At 61.0% G+C, this 19,081-nt stretch carries 14 protein-coding genes; 4 read left to right on the top strand and 10 right to left on the bottom strand.

The features are described 5' to 3' along the window. Positions 1–29: 29 nt before the first annotated feature. The 5 genes from AC07VY_RS03660 to AC07VY_RS03680 form a co-directional block, all read right to left on the bottom strand. Positions 30–1,025 (bottom strand): SLAC1 anion channel family protein, encoded by a 996-nt coding sequence (locus AC07VY_RS03660; protein WP_495096340.1) that lies wholly within the window; start codon positions 1,023–1,025, stop codon positions 30–32. Continuing rightward, the gene (locus AC07VY_RS03665; protein ID WP_495096341.1) at positions 1,015–1,422 is read right to left on the bottom strand and encodes a DoxX family protein; all 408 of its coding nucleotides are present in this window, start codon (positions 1,420–1,422) and stop codon (positions 1,015–1,017) included. Before AC07VY_RS03665 ends, AC07VY_RS03660 begins: the two co-directional genes overlap by 11 nt. Then, positions 1,422–3,305, bottom strand: coding sequence for an amidohydrolase (locus AC07VY_RS03670; RefSeq protein ID WP_495096342.1), 1,884 nt, complete (start codon positions 3,303–3,305; stop codon positions 1,422–1,424). Before AC07VY_RS03670 ends, AC07VY_RS03665 begins: the two co-directional genes overlap by 1 nt. A gap of 59 nt (positions 3,306–3,364) precedes the next feature. Then, positions 3,365–4,018, bottom strand: a complete 654-nt coding sequence (locus AC07VY_RS03675) for an isochorismatase family protein (RefSeq protein WP_495096343.1) — start codon at positions 4,016–4,018, stop codon at positions 3,365–3,367. 171 nt (positions 4,019–4,189) lie between these two features. Then, positions 4,190–4,891 carry a pirin family protein gene (locus AC07VY_RS03680; RefSeq protein WP_490591959.1) on the bottom strand — a complete coding sequence of 234 codons (702 nt, stop codon included), beginning with the start codon at positions 4,889–4,891 and terminating at the stop codon, positions 4,190–4,192. Between the two features lie 182 nt (positions 4,892–5,073). Here AC07VY_RS03680 and AC07VY_RS03685 point away from each other — a divergent pair, with 182 nt between their 5' ends. The 4 genes from AC07VY_RS03685 to AC07VY_RS03700 all read left to right on the top strand — a co-directional run bounded on the left by AC07VY_RS03685 (position 5,074) and on the right by AC07VY_RS03700 (position 11,847). Continuing rightward, entirely contained in the window at positions 5,074–6,009 is a 936-nt protein-coding gene (locus tag AC07VY_RS03685; RefSeq protein WP_495096344.1) for a LysR family transcriptional regulator, read from the top strand. Positions 6,010–6,120: 111 nt separating this feature from the next. Further along, positions 6,121–8,604 (top strand): EcoAI/FtnUII family type I restriction enzme subunit R, encoded by a 2,484-nt coding sequence (hsdR, locus tag AC07VY_RS03690; protein WP_495096345.1) that lies wholly within the window; start codon positions 6,121–6,123, stop codon positions 8,602–8,604. A gap of 67 nt (positions 8,605–8,671) precedes the next feature. Continuing rightward, entirely contained in the window at positions 8,672–10,141 is a 1,470-nt protein-coding gene (locus tag AC07VY_RS03695) for a type I restriction-modification system subunit M (RefSeq protein WP_495096346.1), read from the top strand. An 8-nt stretch (positions 10,142–10,149) separates the two neighbouring features. Beyond that, entirely contained in the window at positions 10,150–11,847 is a 1,698-nt protein-coding gene (locus tag AC07VY_RS03700; protein WP_495096347.1) for a restriction endonuclease subunit S, read from the top strand. Between the two features lie 2 nt (positions 11,848–11,849). Here the strand turns inward: AC07VY_RS03700 and AC07VY_RS03705 are convergent, their stop codons facing one another. From AC07VY_RS03705 to dnaA, 5 genes are all read right to left on the bottom strand, one after another. Further along, on the bottom strand, positions 11,850–12,341 hold the full coding sequence (locus tag AC07VY_RS03705; RefSeq protein ID WP_495096348.1) for a PIN domain-containing protein: 492 nt from the start codon (positions 12,339–12,341) through the stop codon (positions 11,850–11,852). Continuing rightward, positions 12,338–13,396 (bottom strand): helix-turn-helix domain-containing protein, encoded by a 1,059-nt coding sequence (locus AC07VY_RS03710; RefSeq protein ID WP_495096349.1) that lies wholly within the window; start codon positions 13,394–13,396, stop codon positions 12,338–12,340. Before AC07VY_RS03710 ends, AC07VY_RS03705 begins: the two co-directional genes overlap by 4 nt. A 93-nt stretch (positions 13,397–13,489) precedes the next feature. After that, complete coding sequence (gene gyrB, locus AC07VY_RS03715) at positions 13,490–16,105, bottom strand: DNA topoisomerase (ATP-hydrolyzing) subunit B (RefSeq protein ID WP_495075576.1); 2,616 nt, start codon at positions 16,103–16,105, stop codon at positions 13,490–13,492. 110 nt (positions 16,106–16,215) lie between these two features. Beyond that, the gene (dnaN, locus tag AC07VY_RS03720) at positions 16,216–17,322 is read right to left on the bottom strand and encodes a DNA polymerase III subunit beta (protein ID WP_495096350.1); all 1,107 of its coding nucleotides are present in this window, start codon (positions 17,320–17,322) and stop codon (positions 16,216–16,218) included. A gap of 163 nt (positions 17,323–17,485) precedes the next feature. After that, complete coding sequence (dnaA, locus tag AC07VY_RS03725; RefSeq protein WP_495075574.1) at positions 17,486–18,898, bottom strand: chromosomal replication initiator protein DnaA; 1,413 nt, start codon at positions 18,896–18,898, stop codon at positions 17,486–17,488. Between the last annotated feature and the right edge of the window lie 183 nt (positions 18,899–19,081).

Genomic DNA, 19,081 nt, shown 5'->3' on the forward strand with positions numbered 1-19,081 from the left:
TTTTGTTCCGCTACTTCCGGGGTGCAGTACTAGTCTTCGCGGAACGCTGCACCGCTGGCCATATGCAGAACGGTACGAACCACGACCCATGACACGATCAAGGTGGCGGCCGTCAGTGCCACGGCAGCAATCACCAGGGTGTAGGTCGTGGGGCGTGCAAGGTAGTAGCCCAGGGTGGCGCCGGCCCAGCCATCGGCCGGAAAAGTCATGGCCCACCAGCTCATGAAAAACGCACCGTGCGCCAGATGCCGGCCCAGACTCGCCAACAGAATGGCGATAAACAAAGCCAGGCAGTACAGCATGTCGCCCAGTGCCCCGGGCTGCCCACCCGTAAAGGCGAGGTAGGCTGACAAACCAATCGACGGCGGCGCCAGCAAAATGAACAGCGTGGGCATGCTGCGCTGGCTCATCGTCGGCACAAACAGCACGCGGTGCAGCACGATGGTGAAGAACGACAGCCAAAGAATCAGGCCGATGGAGAAGAAGAACCAACTGATCTCCACATGGCCCAGCGGCACGCCGCCCACCGGCACCAGGATGTTGCCCACCACCGGGATGAACCAGGCCGGCGTCAGCACGCCTTCGTCCTGGGCATGCAGTATCCAGCGCCGAATCAGGGTCACGGCGAATGTGAAATGCATGCTTGCGCCTATCCACCACAGCGCATCCGCCAAGGCCCAAGAGTAGGCCCGCAGACCGATGGACAACACCACGGTCGCCACCGATACAGCCGGGAAGAAGCTGGACCGCACCGGGTGCGCAAACTCCTCCATCACCTCGGCAAAGCAAAACTTCAGCTTGGCCAGGTGCAGCAGCACCAGCACAACGAAACTGAGCACGGCGATGAACAACAAGATTTGGCTGATGACCAAGGGCAGACCAAAAACCCGGTGCGCACCCGCCCAGGCATTGGCCAGGCCGCCAATGCCCATCACCATGGAAAACATGGAAATCGACAAGCGCGCCAACAGCGGTTTCTCCGCTGCGGGTGCCAGCGTAGGGGCGGAGCTTGCTTCAGATACCACTGTGACCTCCCAGGTCGTACCAGGCAACCACGATGAAGCCCCCGACCAAACCCCAATGTTCGAAAAATGCATTCGCCACCACGCGCTTTTGCGCACCGTCTGTGGACCAGAAGCGGTCCGCCAGGCAATTCGCCAGCGCCGTGAAGGCCGCCAACATTACAGCCCCCAGCCAGCGGTAATAGCCAGTCAGCACCATGGCCGAAGCTCCGAATTCAAAAGCGATGGTGAGGGCCGCCAAGGGTGCCGCCGGCGCCAGGCCAAAGCGCCGCATCTCGGCTGCTGCCGCAGGGAAGTCACGCGCCTTGTCGAATGCGCCCTGCAGATAGGCCGCGCACAGGCACAGCAGCGCCAGCCAATGCACCCAGGGCGCGATGAATAGTTGCCGCAGCGCGTCCATCAAACGGCCCAGCAGGCGCAGCCCAGCGCGCCCCAGAAGCTCTTCAGGTCGGCAATCGGCAGCTTGCTGCTCCAGGCGGTAGCGTGCTGGTGGCCGTGCACATTGCAGTCGTTGGCACAAGCACAGGCCGCTGTGGCTTGCCGCATCACAGCTTGCATGGGCGCGCCCTGTTCACCCCAACCCGCGTAGCCACCAAAGCGGCGCACCGGCGACCAGTCGGGCATGGCCGGCGGCAATGGGTTCTCGTCATGCGTAGCGAAATCGCCCGCGCCATACACCACCTTGCCGCCGACGATGGTGAGCAGCGCCGTGGTGTCGGCAATGTCGGATTCGGCGCAGGCGAAGAAGTCGCGGTCGGGCACCACCAAGTCGGCAAACTGGCCGACTTCGATCCGGCCCTTCTTGCCGACCTCGTTGCTGAACCAGGTCACGTTCTCGGTCCACATGCGCAGGGCGGCTTCGCGGTCCAGGCAGTTGCGTTGCGGGTACAGCTGCATGCCGCCCACGGTCTTGCCGGTGACCAGCCAGGACAGCGAGACCCAGGGGTTGTAGGAGGCGACGCGGGTGGCGTCGGTACCGGCGGAGACCTTCACGCCTTTCTCCAGAATTTTCTTGACTGGCGGCGTGGCCTCGGCCGCACCATGGCCGTAGCGCTCGACAAAGTATTCGCCCTGGTAGGCCATGCGGTGCTGCACGGCGATGCCACCACCGAGTGCGGCAATACGGTCGATGGACTGGTCCGAGATGGTTTCGCAGTGGTCAAAGAACCAGTTCAGGCCTTGCAGCGGTACATCCTGGTTGACCCGCTCGAACACGTCCAGCGCACGGCTGATGGTTTCATCGTAGGTGGCGTGCAGGCGCCAGGGCCAGCGGTTCTGCGCCAGCAGGCGCACCACTTCTTCGAGCTCGCCTTCCATCTCGGGCGCCATATCGGGGCGCGGCTGGCGGAAGTCTTCGAAGTCGGCGGCGGAGAACACCAGCATCTCACCCGCACCGTTGTGGCGGAAGTAATCTGTGCCCTGCTTGTATTGCGAGATCGCGGTCCAGTTCAGGAAATCGGCCTTCTCTTGCTTAGGCTTTTGGGTGAACAGGTTGTAAGCCAGGCGGATGGTCAGCTGGTCGGCCTTGGCCAATTCCTCAATGACCTGGTAGTCGTCGGGGTAGTTCTGGAAGCCGCCACCGGCGTCGATGGCGCCGGTCACGCCCAAGCGGTTCAGTTCGCGCATGAAGTGGCGGGTGGAATTCAGTTGGTATTCGTACGGCAGCTTCGGGCCTTTGGCCAGCGTCGCATAGAGGATGGAGGCGTTGGGCTTCGCCAGCAGCAAGCCACTCGGGTTGCCCGCGCTGTCGCGCACGATCTCGCCACCGGGTGGTGCAGGCGTGTCCTTGGTATAGCCCACAGCACGCAGTGCAGCGCCGTTGAGCAAGGCGCGGTCGTACAGGTGCAGCAGGAAAACGGGTGTGTCGGGCGCCACTGCATTCAACTCGGCAATGGTGGGCAAACGCTTCTCCACGAACTGGTGTTCGGTGAAGCCCCCCACCACCCGCACCCACTGCGGTGCGGGCGTGATGTCCACCTGGCGCTTGAGCATGCCCATGGCATCGGCCAGGCTGCGCACACCGTCCCAGCGCAGCTCCAGGTTGAAGTTGAGCCCACCGCGAATGATGTGCAGATGGTTGTCTATCAGGCCTGGCAGTACACGCCGGCCACGCATGTCGATAAGCTTGGTGTTCGGCCCCGCAAGCGGCATGACTTCGTGGTCACGCCCCACATGGGTGAAGCGGCCATCCCGGATCGCCACCGCACTGGCCGTCGGGTTGGCGCGGTCCAGCGTGGTGAACAGGCCGCGGTGCAGGATCAGGTCGGGGTATGCATCAGCCATGGAGAAGTCTTTCAGTGAAGGGCTGTGGAAAAAATGCGCTAGCGAGATGGCTTGCCCTCTCAGCCTTCGTGCGCACCAAACATGGCGCGGGCGTAGTTGATGCCGATACCGTAGCCGCCGCCAAACTTCTTCGCAATGCCGGTGGTCATGTCGTAGGTCTCGGTACGCGCCCAGTCGCGTTGCAGTTCCAGCAGGTACTGCAGCGAGGTCATGGGCTGCGCGCCGGCCTGCACCATGCGCTCCATGGCGCGGTTGTGGGCCTCATTGGAAATATCGCCACAGGCATCGGCAATCACATACACCTCGAAGCCCTGGTCGATGGCCGACAGGGCCGGGCCGACGATGCACACGCTGGTCCACAGACCCGCCAGCACGATGCGACTCTTGCCGATGGCGTTGATGCGCTTGATCACAGTCGCGTCTTCCCAGGTGTTCATCGAGGTGCGATCCAGCAGGGCCTGGCCGGGGAAAGGTGCTGTGACTTCTTCAAACATCGGGCCAGAGAAGCTTTTCTCTGCCACCGTGGTGAGGATGGTCGAGGCACCGAAACCGGCGGCGGCGCTGGCCACCAGGGCCGCATTGGAACGCAGCAGCACCGGGTCGATGGAGTTGGTGGCAAACGCCATTTGCGATTGGAAGTCGATCATGACCAGGGTGTGGTCATGGGGGGTGAGCAACTTTGCGCCTGCGGCGGGCGTAGCGGTAATGGCCATGGTGGGAACTCCTTGCATCTGAAAAATGTGTATTGCGAACGACTAGGTACGTACCCGGTGCACGTTAGATACGCAGAGCCGCAGCAGATAGATGGTTTGCGCTATTTTTTGAACAAATGTGTGCTGGCAGTGCAAGAGCTTGTTACAAGCCCTTGCAGCGTCGCCCCACACTTAGGGTGCGGTGTCCACCAGCACCAGCTCGGCATCGGCGATGGCCGTGACGCGGATGGTCTCCACGTCGCTGATGGCGGCACCGTCGCGGGCCAGCAGGCGCACGCCGTCCACTTCCACTTCGCCAATAGCTGGCACCAGGTAGGCGCGGCGGTTCTTACCCAGGTGGTACTCCGCCGTTTCACCGGCCTTCAGCGTGGCCCCGGACACCCGTGCGTTGGTACGAATGGGCAAGGCCCCTTCATCACCTGGCAGGCCGCTGGCCAGTGCCACAAAGCTGCCGGAGCGGTCGCCCTTGGGAAAGGGCTTGGCACCCCAGGAAGGTGGCAGGCCGCGGCCGTCGGGCATGATCCAGATTTGGAAGATCTTGGTCACGCCGGGTTCCTGGTTGTATTCCGAGTGGCGGATACCGGTGCCCGCGCTCATCACCTGCACGTCGCCCGCTTCGGTGCGGCCCTTGTTGCCCAGGTTGTCCTGGTGGGTGATGGCACCTTCACGGACGTAGGTGATGATTTCCATATTGGCATGGGCATGCGGCGGGAAGCCGGTGCCGGCGGCAATCGTGTCGTCGTTCCACACCCGCAGGGCACCCCAGCCCATGCGTGCCGGGTCGTGGTATTCGGCAAACGAAAAGTGGTGCTTGGCATTGAGCCAGCCGTGGTCTGCGCCGCCGAGGGAATCGAAAGGTCTGCGTTCAATCATGGTGTTTCTCCGAGAAGTTGTGTTGCGATGGAGAGACTTTATGATTCGGCGATCAATAAGAGAATAGAAAAGATGGAAAACAATCCATTCCAAAATCTACATGCCCCACGCTCATCGCTGCGCGTATCGCTGCCCCCCGAGGGGGCGCTCAGTGGCCTCGGGCGGCCGGGCGCCACTGACACATGACCAGACTGCCTGACTTCGAAGCCTGGGCCATCTTCGCCAAGGTGGCCGAAACCGGCTCTTTCGCCAAGGCGGCCGCCGAGCTGGGCATCTCGCAACCCACCGTGTCCAAGGCGCTGACGCGTCTGGAGGGCCGGCTCAAAACCACCTTGTTCCACCGCACCTCGCGGCGCATGTCGCTCACCGCCAGCGGCCAGGCCTCGCTGGAGCGTGCGGCGCGCATCCTCAGCGAAGGCGAGGCCGTGGAGGCCGAAGTTACGGAGCAATCCAAGAACCTGCGCGGCCCCATCCGCATTGCAGCGCCCATGTCGTTTGGTGTGTCGCACCTGGCGCCCGCTCTGCCGGAGTTCATGGCCCTGCACCCCGACGTGGCCCCGGACCTGCATTTCAGCGACGAGCTGATCGACATGGTGGCCGACGGGTTTGACGTGGCACTGCGCATCTCGAACCTGCCAGATTCCAGCCTGCTGGCGCGCCGCCTGTGCACCGTGCGGCTGCTGTTGGTGGGTGCCCCCGCGTACTTCGCGCAACATGGCCGCCCCAGCCACCCGCGTGACCTGGCCACACACCGTGCGCTGCGCTATGTGCACACCCGCACCGGCGAAGCCTGGCGCTTCCAGCACGCGCGGCTGGGTGAGTTTTCACAGGTGGTCCCGGCCACGCTGCGCGCCAACAACGCCGAAGGCCTGATCCCCGCGCTGCGGGCCGGCCTGGGCCTGGCGCTGCAGCCCGAGTTCCTGGCCTGGCAAGACCTGCAATCGGGGCTGCTAGAGACCGCGCTGGACGACTGGCAAGTACCCCCCATCGCCCTGCACATCGTCACCCCACCGGGCCGCGCGCGGCCGGCGCGGGTGCAAGCGCTCATCGAGTTCCTGGCCAGCCATTTCGCGCAGGCGCCGTGGGCCCAGGAGCCGGAAGCAAAAGCAGGGCGCTAACCTCCCGGCCACGCGATCGATGTCCGTCGCACGAATGGCAAAATCAAGCTTCATCCACCCGTGACGCGTTCCACCGGGTGAACGCAACGCACCAGGGAAACACCCAGCGGCATGGATAAAAAATCGCTTTCCGAGAGTGACATTTGCGATAAATGCATCCGCCCCGCCATGGAGCGCGCAGGCTGGCACCCGCTAGACCAGATCTACCGCGAACTCCCCCTGCGCGCTGGTCGCGTCGTGGTGCGCGGCAAAACAGCCCGGCGCGATGCCAGCACCGTGCTGCGCGCCGACTACGCCCTGTTCTACAAACCCAACATTCCCCTGGCCGTGGTGGAGGCCAAAGACAACCGCCACGCCGTAGGCGCAGGCATGGCCCAGGCCATTAACTACGCCACGCTGCTAGACGTGCCCTTCAGCTTCTCCAGCAATGGCGACGGCTTTGTGTTCCGCGACGCCACCCTGGCCACCGGCGTTTTAGAGCAGACCCTGTCGCTCGACGAATTCCCGTCCCCGCAAGAACTGTGGCGCCGCTACTGCGCCTGGAAGGGCTGGAGCGATGCCGTGCGCCACGTGGCCGAGTGGGAATACGCGCCCAGCAAAGTACCACGCTACTACCAGCTCAACGCCATCAACCGCACGGTTGAAGCCATCGCCAGCGGCCAAACCCGCGTGCTGCTGGTCATGGCCACCGGCACGGGCAAGACCTACACCGCCTTCCAGATCATCCACCGCCTGTGGAAGTCGCCCTGGCGCGCCAACAAGGCCAGCGGCCAAAAGCGCATCCTCTTCCTGGCCGACCGCAACATCCTGATCGACCAAACCATGGTCAACGATTTCCGCCCCTTCAAGGGCGCCATGGCCAAGCTCAGCCCCAACGCCAAAGGCGTGGAGCGTGTAGACGCGCAGGGCCAGGAGACGGTGGAAGATGTGGCGCTGGCCGTCAACAAAACCACCAAGCTGGTAGACAAAAGCTACGAAATCTACCTGTCGCTCTACCAGGCCGTCAGCGGTACCGAAGACGAGCAGAACATCTACAAACAGTTCAGCCCCGACTTCTTCGACCTCATCGTGGTGGACGAATGCCACCGGGGCAGCGCGGACGAAGACTCCGCCTGGCGCGAAATCCTCACCTACTTTGCCAGCGCCACCCAGGTGGGCCTGACCGCCACGCCCAAAGAGACCAAAGACGTCTCCAACACCGACTACTTTGGCGCGCCCATCTACACCTACAGCCTGCGCCAAGGCATTGAAGATGGCTTTCTGGCACCCTACAAAGTCATCCGCGTCGATCTGGACCGCGACACCTTCGGCTGGCGCCCCACCGCCGGCATGACCGACAAGCACGGCCACCTGATCCAAGACCGCATCTACACCGGCACCGACATGAACCGCAAGCTGGTGCTGGAACAGCGCGACACTGCAGTCGCCGCCCGCATCACCGAATACCTGCACGCCACCGACCGCTACGCCAAAACCATCGTCTTCTGTGAAGACATAGACCACGCCGCCCGCATGCGCCAGGCGCTGAGCAATGCCAACGCCGACATCTGCACCACCCACCCCAAATACGTGGTGCAGATTACCGGCGACAACCCCGAGGGCAAGCGCGAGCTGGACAACTTCATCGACCCCGAGAAGACCTACCCCGTCATCGCCACCACCTCCAAGCTCATGAGCACCGGCGTGGACGCGCAAACCTGCAAGCTCATCGTGCTAGACCAGAACATCAAGTCCATGACGCTGTTCAAGCAGATCATCGGCCGGGGCACCCGCCTGCGCGAAGACCTGGGCAAAACCTGGTTCACCATCCTCGACTTCAAGCGCGCTACCGAGCTGTTTGCTGACCCGACCTTCGACGGAGACCCGGTGCAAATTTACGAGCCCGGGCCCGGCGAGCCCATAGACCCACCCGTACCCGTTGACGCCTCGGGCACGCCACCCGGCGGCGACCATCCGCCCGCCGATGGCCCCACCACCACCGGCCCAGAGGAAGGCGGCGGCACACAGCCCAAAAAATACGTCATAGGCGGCATGGTCACCGTCAGCGTGGCGCGCGAGCGCGTGCAGTACCTCAACGCCCAGGGCCAGCTCATCACCGAGAGCCTGCGCGACTACACCCGCATCAACCTCACCAAGCAATACGACTCGCTGGACAAGTTCCTGCAAGCCTGGAACGACGCTGACCGCAAGGCCGCCCTGCTGCAAGAGCTGGAAGCCCAGGGCGTGCTCATCGAAGCCCTGGCCGAAGAAGTCGCCAGCGCCGGCCTGCAAGACCTGGACCCCTTCGACCTGCTGCTGCACGTGGCCTACAACCAGCCCGCCCTGACCCGCCGCGAGCGCGCCAGCCGCGTCAAAAAGCGCAACGCCAAAAACGACCTCTTCACCCAGTACGGCCCGGTGGCCCGCAAAGTCATAGACGCGCTGCTCGACAAATACGCCGACGAAGGCATCGTTACCATCGAGGCCCCCAACATCTTCAGCGTGCAGCCCTTCACCCAGATGGGCAGCGCCAGCGAACTGGTCCAGAGCTTCGGCGGCCGCGCCCAGTATTTGGACGCCCTGCACACCCTGGAACGCGCGCTGTACGCTATCTAATATGTAGCTGCTTGCGCAGGTAATACCTGCGCTAGAGCCCGATTTCATTCATAAAAATAGAGTTTTCATGTCCAACCTATCGAGCGCCATCAAATCCATCCAGGACGTGATGCGCCAAGACAGCGGAGTCGACGGCGACGCCCAGCGCATCTCCCAGCTCACCTGGCTCTTGTTCCTCAAAGTATTCGACGCGCTGGAAGAAGAGCTGGAGCTCACCCGCGACCACTACGCCAGCCCCATCCCCGAGCCGCTGCGCTGGCGCAACTGGGCCGCCAACCCCGAAGGCCTCACCGGCGAAGACCTGCTGCTCTTCGTCAACAACCAGCTCTTCCCCGGCCTCAAAACCCTGCGCGGCGATGCCCACCGCAACGCCCGTGGCTACGTGGTGCGCGGCGTGTTTGAAGACGCCTACAACTACATGAAAAGCGGCCAGCTGCTGCGCCAGGTCATCAACAAGCTGGGCACCATCAACTTCAACCGCCAAAGCGAACGCCACCAGTTCAACGACCTGTACGAAAAAATCCTCAAAGACCTGCAAAGCGCCGGCAACGCGGGCGAGTTCTACACCCCCCGCGCCGTCACCCAGTTCATGGTCGATATGGTCAACCCGCAACTGGGCGAAAAGGTGCTGGACCCGGCCACCGGCACCGGCGGCTTCCTGGTCTGCGCCATCGAACACCTGCGCAAACAGGCGCTGACGCCGGCGCAAGATGTCGTGCTGCAAAACAGCATCCAGGGGGTCGAGAAAAAGCAGCTCCCCCACATGCTGTGCGTTACCAACCTGCTGCTCCACGGCATCGAGGTGCCCAGCCTCGTCACCCACGGCAACACCCTGGCCCGCCCACTGCGCGAAGTCACCCAGGCCGACCGCGTGGACGTGGTGCTCACCAACCCGCCCTTCGGCGGCGTGGAAGAGCCCGGCATCGAGCAAGGCTTCCCCGCCGACGTACGCACCAAGGAAACGGCGGACCTGTTCCTGGTACTCATCAAGCACATCCTCAAGGCCCACGGCCGCGCCGCCCTGGTGCTGCCCGACGGCACCCTGTTCGGCGAGGGCGTCAAAACCCGCATCAAAGAACAGCTGCTGACCGAGTGCAACCTGCACACCATCGTGCGCCTGCCCAATGGCGTGTTCGCGCCCTACACCGGCATCAAAACCAACCTGCTGTTCTTCACCAAGGGCACGCCCACCCAGCATGTCTGGTACTACGAGCACCCCTACCCGCCGGGCGTGAAGAACTACAACAAAACCAAGCCCATCCGCATCGAAGAATTCGACGCTGAAAAAGCCTGGTGGGGCAGCGAGGCCGATGGTTTTGCCAGCCGCGTGGAAAACGAGCGCGCCTGGCGGGTCAGCATCAACCAGATCAAGGCCGCCAACTACAACCTCGACCAGAAGAACCCCCACGCCGTAGATGCCGTCAGCCACGACCCCGTCCAACTGCTGGCCGACTACGCCCGCCTGCAAGCCGAGGCCCAGGCCCTGCGCGACGAGCTGAAGAACATATTGGCCAAATCGCTCGCCAGCGCAGGTTAATCAAGCGCATGCTGCTATCAAATTTGAATTTATTGGCCACCGCTCCCGGTGGCGTGGCGCGTCTGCGCGAACTGATCTTGACCTTGGCGGTGCAGGGCAAGCTGGTGCCGCAAGACCCGAGCGATGAACCGGCGAATGTGCTGCTAAAGAAAATTCGCTCGGAGAAGGACCGGCTGATCGCTGAGGGCAAGATCAAGCGGGACAAGCCGCTGGCGGAGATTGGGGAGGAGGAGAAGCCGTTTGAGTTACCGAAGGGGTGGGAGTGGGTGCGGTGCTCCGATTACTTTATTGAGCTTTGCACTGGCCCGTTTGGTTCGGTCATTCATCAAGAAGATTACGTGCGTGACGGCGTACCACTCATTAATCCATCGCACATGTTGGAAGGACGTATCGTTCATAACCCACGGGTAACGTTGAATCCAAAGGATGCCGAAAGACTTTCAGCTTATGCATTGAGTGCGGGCGATTTGGTACTGGCGCGACGTGGCGAAGTTGGGCGTTATGCTTTGGTTACTGAGCGTGAGCAGGGTTGGCTATGCGGGACAGGCAGTTTCTTCGTTCGCTTGCACCAGACCTGTAATCGAGAATATCTAGGCCTTCTCTTCACTGACAGTCGTTTCCGCCGTCACTTGCAGGGTCAGTCGGTTGGCACGACCATGACTAACCTGAATCAGCGCATCTTGCTCGATGCGCTGATTGCCTTGCCACCCCTCGCCGAACAATCCCGCATCGTCACCCGCGTCGAAGAACTCATGCGCCTGTGCGACGCGCTCGAAGCCAAAGGCCAGCTAGAAGCCACGCAACACGCCCAACTCGTCAGCACCCTGCTGGCCACGCTGACTGAGAGCGATACGCCCGCACAACTGGCCGACAACTGGCACCGCATCGCCACCCACTTCGACCTGCTGCTAGACCGCCCTCAGGCCGTAGACGCCCTGGAGCAAACCATCCTCCAACTCGCAGTGCGCGGCCTGCTCGTCCCCCAAGACCCGCAAGACGAACCCGCCAGCGTGCTGCTGAAGAAAATCCGCGCCGAGAAAGACAAACTCATCGCTGAGGGCAAGATCAAACGCGACAAACCCCTGCCGCCGATTGCGGAGGAGGAGCAGCCGTTTGCGTTACCGCTGAGGTGGGAGTGGGTGAGGGTTGGGCAGGTTTCTGGTCGAGTGCAATATGGCGTTACCGCATCGGCTGACCATACGCTTGCGGCCCCAAAGTTTGTGCGCATTACTGACATCCAAAACGACAAGGTGAATTGGGAGACGGTGCCCGGTATGCAAGGTGTTACGTCCGACGTCTCGGACCACTACCTTGAGGCCGGTGACCTATTGATTGCGCGCACAGGAGGCACGATCGGTAAGAGTTTTCTCGTTTCCACAGTGCCGATTAATGCGGTGTTTGCGTCCTATCTGATTCGGATTTCTCCGGTAGTAGGGATGGACTCAAATTATTTGAAAATTTTTGCGTCTTCTGGGCATTACTGGCAACAGCTTTACGCTAAATCAATGGGAACGGGGCAGCCAAACGTAAACGGAACCGCACTATCTGAATTGACGTTACCCCTCCCACCCCTCGCCGAACAATCCCGCATCGTCACCCGCGTAGCCCAGCTGCGCCGCCTGTGCGCCGACCTGCGCCAGCGCCTGGCCACCAGCCAGTCCACCCAATCCCATCTGGCCGAGGCGTTGGTTCAAGAGGTGGCGTAGGTTCAGGCTTGCCAAGCTTTTAGCCGAGCCTGGCATTCCGTGCCGGGTAGCCGTGCGCCGCATTCCAGCATGCTTGTAAGCCCTTGTGCGGCGGCTTGAGGCGTTGTCACCTGGTGGCTTACCAATTGGTCTAGCAGCCACAGAGCACCATGCACTTGCAAGCCGTCATGGATGGCCTGTTTGCGCAGACGGCCATCGCCCGTGAGCAAGGGGTGGCCGGTATCTTGTGCCAGCAGGTAACACGACACATCCGCCAGGGAGCTGTTGTTGTGTGCGGTCATCAAAGCAAACAGGCGGGCAGTGGCACTTGCGTCCAGGGTGTGCACAACCAGGCCGCGTTGCAACAAGGCATGAGGATCAAAGTCTTGCAGTTCAGCGAGCACAAAGTCGGTGCTACACAACTGAAAAGGCAGGTCAAACAGCGTATCGAGCAAACCCGCATTGCGGAAGTCGATCCAGATATTGGTATCGCTGATATAGACCGGTTGGATCATGCAGATTCCGGCAGGCGGCTAAGCGTAGGGTCCAGTTCATCTACTCGGCACTGCATAAATTCTGCTGCACGCGAGGGAGTGAACAGGTCGGAGGCCAAGCCGCGAAACACCAGGGACTCGAAGCGCCGGGGTTGCTCTGGACGCAATGGCTCTGGCTCTGCACTGCGCCAACCGTTACTGCTGAATTCAATGCAGGCATGGCGATAGCCCGCATCCGTCAGCAAATGCAGGTCTTTCAGACGCCGTAAGGCAACCTGCATCGAAACCCCATAACGGCGCTTGGCGTTGAGCAGCTCTGCGGCATACACGCGCCAACGCTTGTGTGAACCAAAGTCCATCAAAACCCTGTCCGAAGGGTATAGAAAAGCGCCAGCAAACCGATGGCAAGCGCTTTCTCTGTCGGCCTCGGACATTGCGTCAGGAAACGCCATAACCCAATGGCCAAGCTCGTGCGCAGCAGTAAAGCGCATACGTTCGCCTGGGCGGTTACGGTTGAGTGCGATGAGTACGTGCTGTTCATCGTCGGTTGCGGCACATGCGCCATCAAAGTCGTCCACGCCATCGAGCAAAGCCACTTTGATGCCTTGTTCCTCCAGCAGTTCGGTGAGGTGCGCTACGGCATCGCTACCGATTTGCAGGCGGTCTCGCAAGCGTTGGGCTGCCACTTCGGCCTCGTCAATGCTGTTGATGGGCATTGATCGCGGGGGTAGCTGTTGTACTTTGCCGTCAACCGCGTCGAAACAACGCTCTAAGGCAACATAGCGCTCTAGGTGTTCGCGCATTTGCTCGGCAACTTGTTGCTGGCGGAACTTGGGCATCTTGGCCAGCTTGCGAAACTCAAGCGGCGCAAGTTGAATGGCATCAGCCCGAAAGAAATATTCGGGCTTGACGTCGAGTGCCTTGGATAGTTGCAGGATACGAGTCGAGTTGGGCAAGCTTTCGCCCTTCTCGAATTTATTCAAACCCTGCTTGGTGATATCGCCGAGGCGCTGCGCGAGTACTTCTAGACTGAGGCCCCGCAGCACGCGCGCTCGGCGGATACGATCGTGAATCATCGTGACCTCCTGGTTGACAAGTCTTCGATAATATCAAAACTTGTCAACCAACTACGGCCTCAGTCAATATAGGCCCTCAAGGCCAGGGGGAGATCAAACGTCGATATTCCCCGCCCGCAAGGCGTTGGTCTCGATGAATTCCCGCCGTGGCTCCACCTCATCGCCCATCAGCATGGTGAACACGCGGTCAGCTTCGATCGCGTCGTCGATCTGTACGCGCAGCAGGCGGCGTACGGTGGGGTCCATGGTGGTTTCCCACAGTTGCTCGGGGTTCATTTCACCCAAGCCTTTGTAGCGCTGGCGGCTGGTGGTGCGTTCGGCCTCAGAAATGAGCCAGGCCATGGCCTGGCGGAAGTCGCCAACTTTTTCTTCCTTCTGGCGCTCGCCTTCGCCGCGCTGCACCTTGGCACCTTCAGACAGCAGGCCTCGGAAGGTGTTGGCAGCTTCGGCCAGGGCGGCGTAGTCGGCGCCGTGCACGAAGTCTTGGGTGAGCACGCTGCTCTTGATGTTGCCGTGGTGGCGGCGGCTGATGCGCAGAATGGGCTTGTCGGTGCGCACGTCGAATTCGCCGGCCACTTCGGCGCCACTGCCCAGCTCCAGCAGGCGCTTTTGCAGCGCGGCGGCAGAGACTTCGGCATCGGCCACGGTGTCCAGGTTCAGGGCCACGCCGTCGGCAATGGCGCGCAGGGCTTCGGCATCCATGAAGGCTTGCAGACGGGCGATGACGGCCTCAGCGACCTGGTGCTTGCGCGCCAGCTCGGCCAGGGTGTCGCCGCTCAGGGTGCTGCCGTTCTCGCCACCGGTGTAGACCGAGGCATGGACCAGGGCGATGCGCAGCAAGAAGCCATCCAGGGCGCTGGCGTCTTTTAGGTACAGCTCTTCCTTGCCGGCCTTGACCTTGTAAAGCGGTGGCTGGGCAATGTAGATGTGGCCGCGCTCGACCAGCTCGGGCATCTGGCGGTAGAAGAAGGTCAGCAGCAGCGTGCGGATGTGGGCGCCGTCAACGTCCGCATCGGTCATGATGATGATGCGGTGGTAGCGCAGCTTGGCGACGTTGAAGTCGTCGTTGCCTGTGGTGCCGCCGGCCTTGCCGATACCGGTGCCCAGGGCGGTGATCAGCGTCAGGATTTCATTGCTGGTCAGCAGCTTTTCGTAACGGGCTTTTTCCACGTTCAAGATCTTGCCGCGCAACGGCAGGATGGCCTGGAACTTACGGTCGCGGCCCTGCTTGGCGGAGCCGCCGGCGGAGTCACCCTCGACGATGTAGATTTCGCAGCCTGCGGGGTCTTTTTCCTGGCAGTCGGCCAGCTTGCCGGGCAGGCCCATGCCGTCGAGCACGCCCTTGCGGCGCGTCATGTCGCGGGCCTTACGGGCGGCTTCACGGGCGCGGGCGGCTTCGATGATCTTGCCGACGATGATCTTTGCATCGTTGGGACGTTCCTGCAGGTAGTCGTACAGCAGCTTGCTAACGATGTCTTCCACCGGGCCGCGCACTTCGCTGGAAACCAGCTTGTCCTTGGTCTGGCTGCTGAACTTGGGCTCGGGTACTTTCACGCTCAGCACGCAAGTCAGGCCTTCGCGCATGTCGTCGCCGGTGACTTCGACCTTGGCTTTTTTTGCGACTTCGGTGTCGTCGATGTACTTGTTGATGATGCGCGTCATGGCCGCACGCAGACCTGTCAAATGGGTGCCGCCGTCGCGCTGCGGAATGTTGTTGGTGAAGCACAGCACCTGCTCGTTGTAGCCGCTGTTCCACTGCATCGCCACTTCCACGCCGATGTTGGTGCCCTGGTCGCTTTGGCGGTCGCCCATGGCGTGGAAGATGTTGGGGTTCAACACCGACTTGCCCTTGTTGATGAAGTTGACAAAGCCCTGCACACCACCTGCGCCGGAAAAGTCGTCTTCCTTGCCGCTGCGCTCGTCCTTCAGGCGGATCTTCACGCCGTTGTTCAGGAAGCTGAGTTCGCGCAGGCGCTTGCTCAAAATCTCGTAGTGGAAGTCGTTGTTCTCTTTGAAGATCTCGGTGTCGGGCAGGAAGTGCACCTCGGTGCCGCGCTTCTCAGTGTCGCCAATCACGTGCATGGGCGAAACCTCAACGCCGTCCACAGTGTCCAGCAGGCGGTTTTGCACAAAGCCTTTGCTGAACTCCATCACATGGATCTTGCCGTCGCGGCGGATGGTCAGGCGCAGCATTTTCGACAGCGCGTTCACGCAGCTCACGCCCACGCCGTGCAGACCGCCAGACACCTTGTAGCTGTTCTGGTTGAACTTGCCGCCGGCGTGCAGCTCGGTCAGGGCGATTTCAGCGGCCGAGCGTTTGGGCTCATGCTTGTCGTCCATCTTGATGCCGGTGGGAATGCCACGGCCGTTGTCGACCACACTGATCGAGTTATCGGAATGGATGGTGACCAAGATGTCGTCGCAGTGGCCCGCCAAAGATTCGTCGATGGAGTTGTCCACCACCTCAAACACCAGATGGTGCAGGCCGGTGCCGTCGGACGTATCGCCGATGTACATGCCCGGGCGCTTGCGCACCGCTTCCAGGCCTTCCAGGATCTGGATCGAACCTTCGCCGTAGGCTTCGGTGGCGCCGGCCTGGTTGGTGTCGATCGTGGGCTGGAAGTTGGAGCTGTCAACCGTGCTGTCGCCGGTGTTCACGGCGTCCATGGCATCGGTGGCTGCGGGGACGGGCTTGTTTTCTTCGGTCATGGCGTACTGTGCGAGTCAGGGGGAAGCCCCCAGATGCCGCAATATTTATAAGGTAAATCTGCCTCTGGCGCAGATGGATAGTGCGGAAGTAGCTACGTTTTATGTAGCAGTTAAATCCGCATGGGCATGACCACGTATTTGAAGGTCTCGTTCTCGGGGATGGTCAACAACGCAGAGCTGTTGCCGTCGCTGAGCGAGATCGTCACCATGTCTTGCGCCATATTGGCCAAGGCATCGATCAGGTAGGTCACGTTGAAACCGATCTCGATGGTGTCACCACCGTAGTCGATGTCGAGCTCGTCCACGGCTTCTTCCTGCTCGGCATTGTTCGAGGCCACGCGCAAGCTGCCAGGTTCAACGTTCAGGCGCACGCCCTTGAACTTGTCGCTGGTCAGAATGGCGGTGCGCTGCAGGCTGGACAGGAAGGCCTGGCGGCCCAGGGTGATGTGGTTGTGGTGGTTCTTGGGAATCACGCGGTTGTAGTCGGGGAACTTGCCTTCGACCAACTTGGTGACGAATTCCATGCCGTCAAAGCTGAACTTGGCCTGGTTGCTGGCGAACTGCATCTCGATCGCGCCTTCGGCGTCGCTCAGCAGGCGCTGCATTTCCAGCACGGTCTTGCGCGGCAAGATGACTTCTTGCTTGGGCACTTCCACATCCAGCGCGGCCGAGGCAAAGGCCAGGCGGTGGCCGTCGGTGGAAACCAGGCTGAGCTGGTTGCCTTCAGCAACGAACAGAATGCCGTTCAGGTAGTAGCGGATGTCGTGCACGGCCATGGCGAACGACACCTGGCTCAGCAGGGCCTTCAATACTTTTTGTGGCACGCTGAACACCGGGCCGAAGCTGGCGGCTTCTTGCACCAGCGGGAAATCTTCAGACGGCAGGGTTTGCAGTGTGAACTTGCTCTTGCCACCCTTGAGGATCAGCTTGTTCTGGCTGGATTCCAGGCTCACGGTCTGGTCTGCGGGCATGGTACGCAGGATGTCGATCAGCTTGCGGGCGCCCACGGTGGTGCTGAAGTCGCCGGCGTCGCCGTCCAGTTCGGCATTGGTGCGGATCTGGATTTCCAAATCGCTGGTGGTCAACTGCACGGCGCCGCCAGTTTTGCGCAGCATCACGTTGGCCAGAATCGGCAAGGTGTGGCGCCGTTCAACGATGCCGGCCACCGACTGCAGAACCGCGAGCACTTTGCTTTGTGTTGCCTTCAAAACGATCATGTCAACCCCGTGTGTTTATAAATAAGCTTTGCGAGAAACCAGCGTGTCGATTTCGACCAAGGCGTGATTTTCCCTGTTTTTACCTGCACTTTTGGCTAGCCTTCAGGACTTACGCAAGTCCCCTGTGCGCCCAGAGGGCAGCATAGGGGACGCTGCGTAAGTTCTAACCCTTTAATGTTTGCTCCAGCACGTGCAATTGCTGGTTCAATTCGGTAAGCTGTTGGCGTTCACCACCAATCTTGCGCACCGCGTGCAGCACCGTGGTGTGGTCGCGCCCGCCGAACAGTTCACCGATCTCGGGCAGGCTCTTTTGCGTCAGCTCCTTGGCCAGGTACATCGCAATCTGGCGCGGCCGAGCGATCGAGGCCGGGCGTTTCTTGCTATACATATCCGCGACCTTGATCTTGTAGTAGTCGGCCACCGTCTTCTGGATGTTCTCTACCGAAATCTGCCGATTCTGGATGGACAGCAAGTCACGCAAGGCTTCGCGCGCCAACTGGATCGACATTTCCTTCTGGTTAAAACGCGAGTAAGCCAGGCATTTGCGCAGCGCGCCTTCGAGCTCGCGCACGTTGGAGCGCACGTTCTTGGCGACGAAAAATGCCACTTCCTCGGGCATTTCTGTGCCCTCGGCACGCGACTTGTTGATCAGAATCGCGACTCGCATCTCCAGCTCGGGCGGCTCGATGGCCACCGTCAGGCCGGAGTCGAAGCGCGACACCAGGCGCTCGTGGATATCGGCCAGCCCCTTGGGATAGGTGTCACTGGTCATCACAATGTGCGACTTCTTGGTCAGCAGGGCTTCGAAGGCGTTAAAGAACTCTTCTTGCGTGCGATCCTTGTTGGCAAAAAACTGCACGTCGTCAATCAGCAACAGGTCCAGCGAGTGATAACGCTCCTTGAATTCGTCAAAAGTCTTGCGCTGGTAGGCTTTAACCACATCAGAAACAAATTGTTCCGCATGGATGTAGAGAACTTTGGCATCCGGCCGATCGGCCAGCAGGCGATTGCCCACGGCGTGCATCAAATGGGTCTTGCCCAGACCCACGCCGCCGTAGATGAACAGCGGGTTGTACAACTGGCCGGGCGTGCCGGAAACATGCATGGCCGCAGCCCGCGCCATGCGGTTGGCTGTCCCCTCCACCAAGGTGTCAAAGGTCAGGGCGGTGTTCAGTCGGTTCTTGAATTGCGCCTGCGCGGGGTCTTCACCCACCACTACGACCGGCTCGGAAACCGCCCCAACGCCTTGAGGCACCAAGGCAGCGATGGATGTGCGCACCTGCGCTTCACGAGGAGTAAGCGCTAACTCGAGCGGAATAATCTGGCCATACAGCTTTTCCAGTAAGGCACTGATACGGCCTACGTATTGCGCACGGATCCAGTCCAGCTTGAAGCGATTCGCGACAAACAAGGTCACTTTGGAGAAGTCGTCAGTCACCTGCGCCACCAAGGGCTTGATCCAGGTATTGAACTGCTGCTCTGGCAGTTCCTGTGCCAGCTGTTCTACGCAGGCTTGCCAGAGACTGTGCCCGGCACTACTTCCTGCGCCAACATGGGCATGGGTTCCCTCGGTCATTATTCTGTTTCTACTTCTGTGGATAAATTAGGGATCGGCGAACCGACCATTGTAATTTATCCATCCCTTATCCACAATTTCGCCAATATGAGACAGGCATCCCACCCCTCCGCCCTCGATGCAGCAGTGTATTGCCAGACGGCCGATTATTTGCCATAATGCCGGGTTTCCCTGGCCAAATTC

This window comes from Rhodoferax sp. GW821-FHT02C08 (assembly GCF_059421805.1).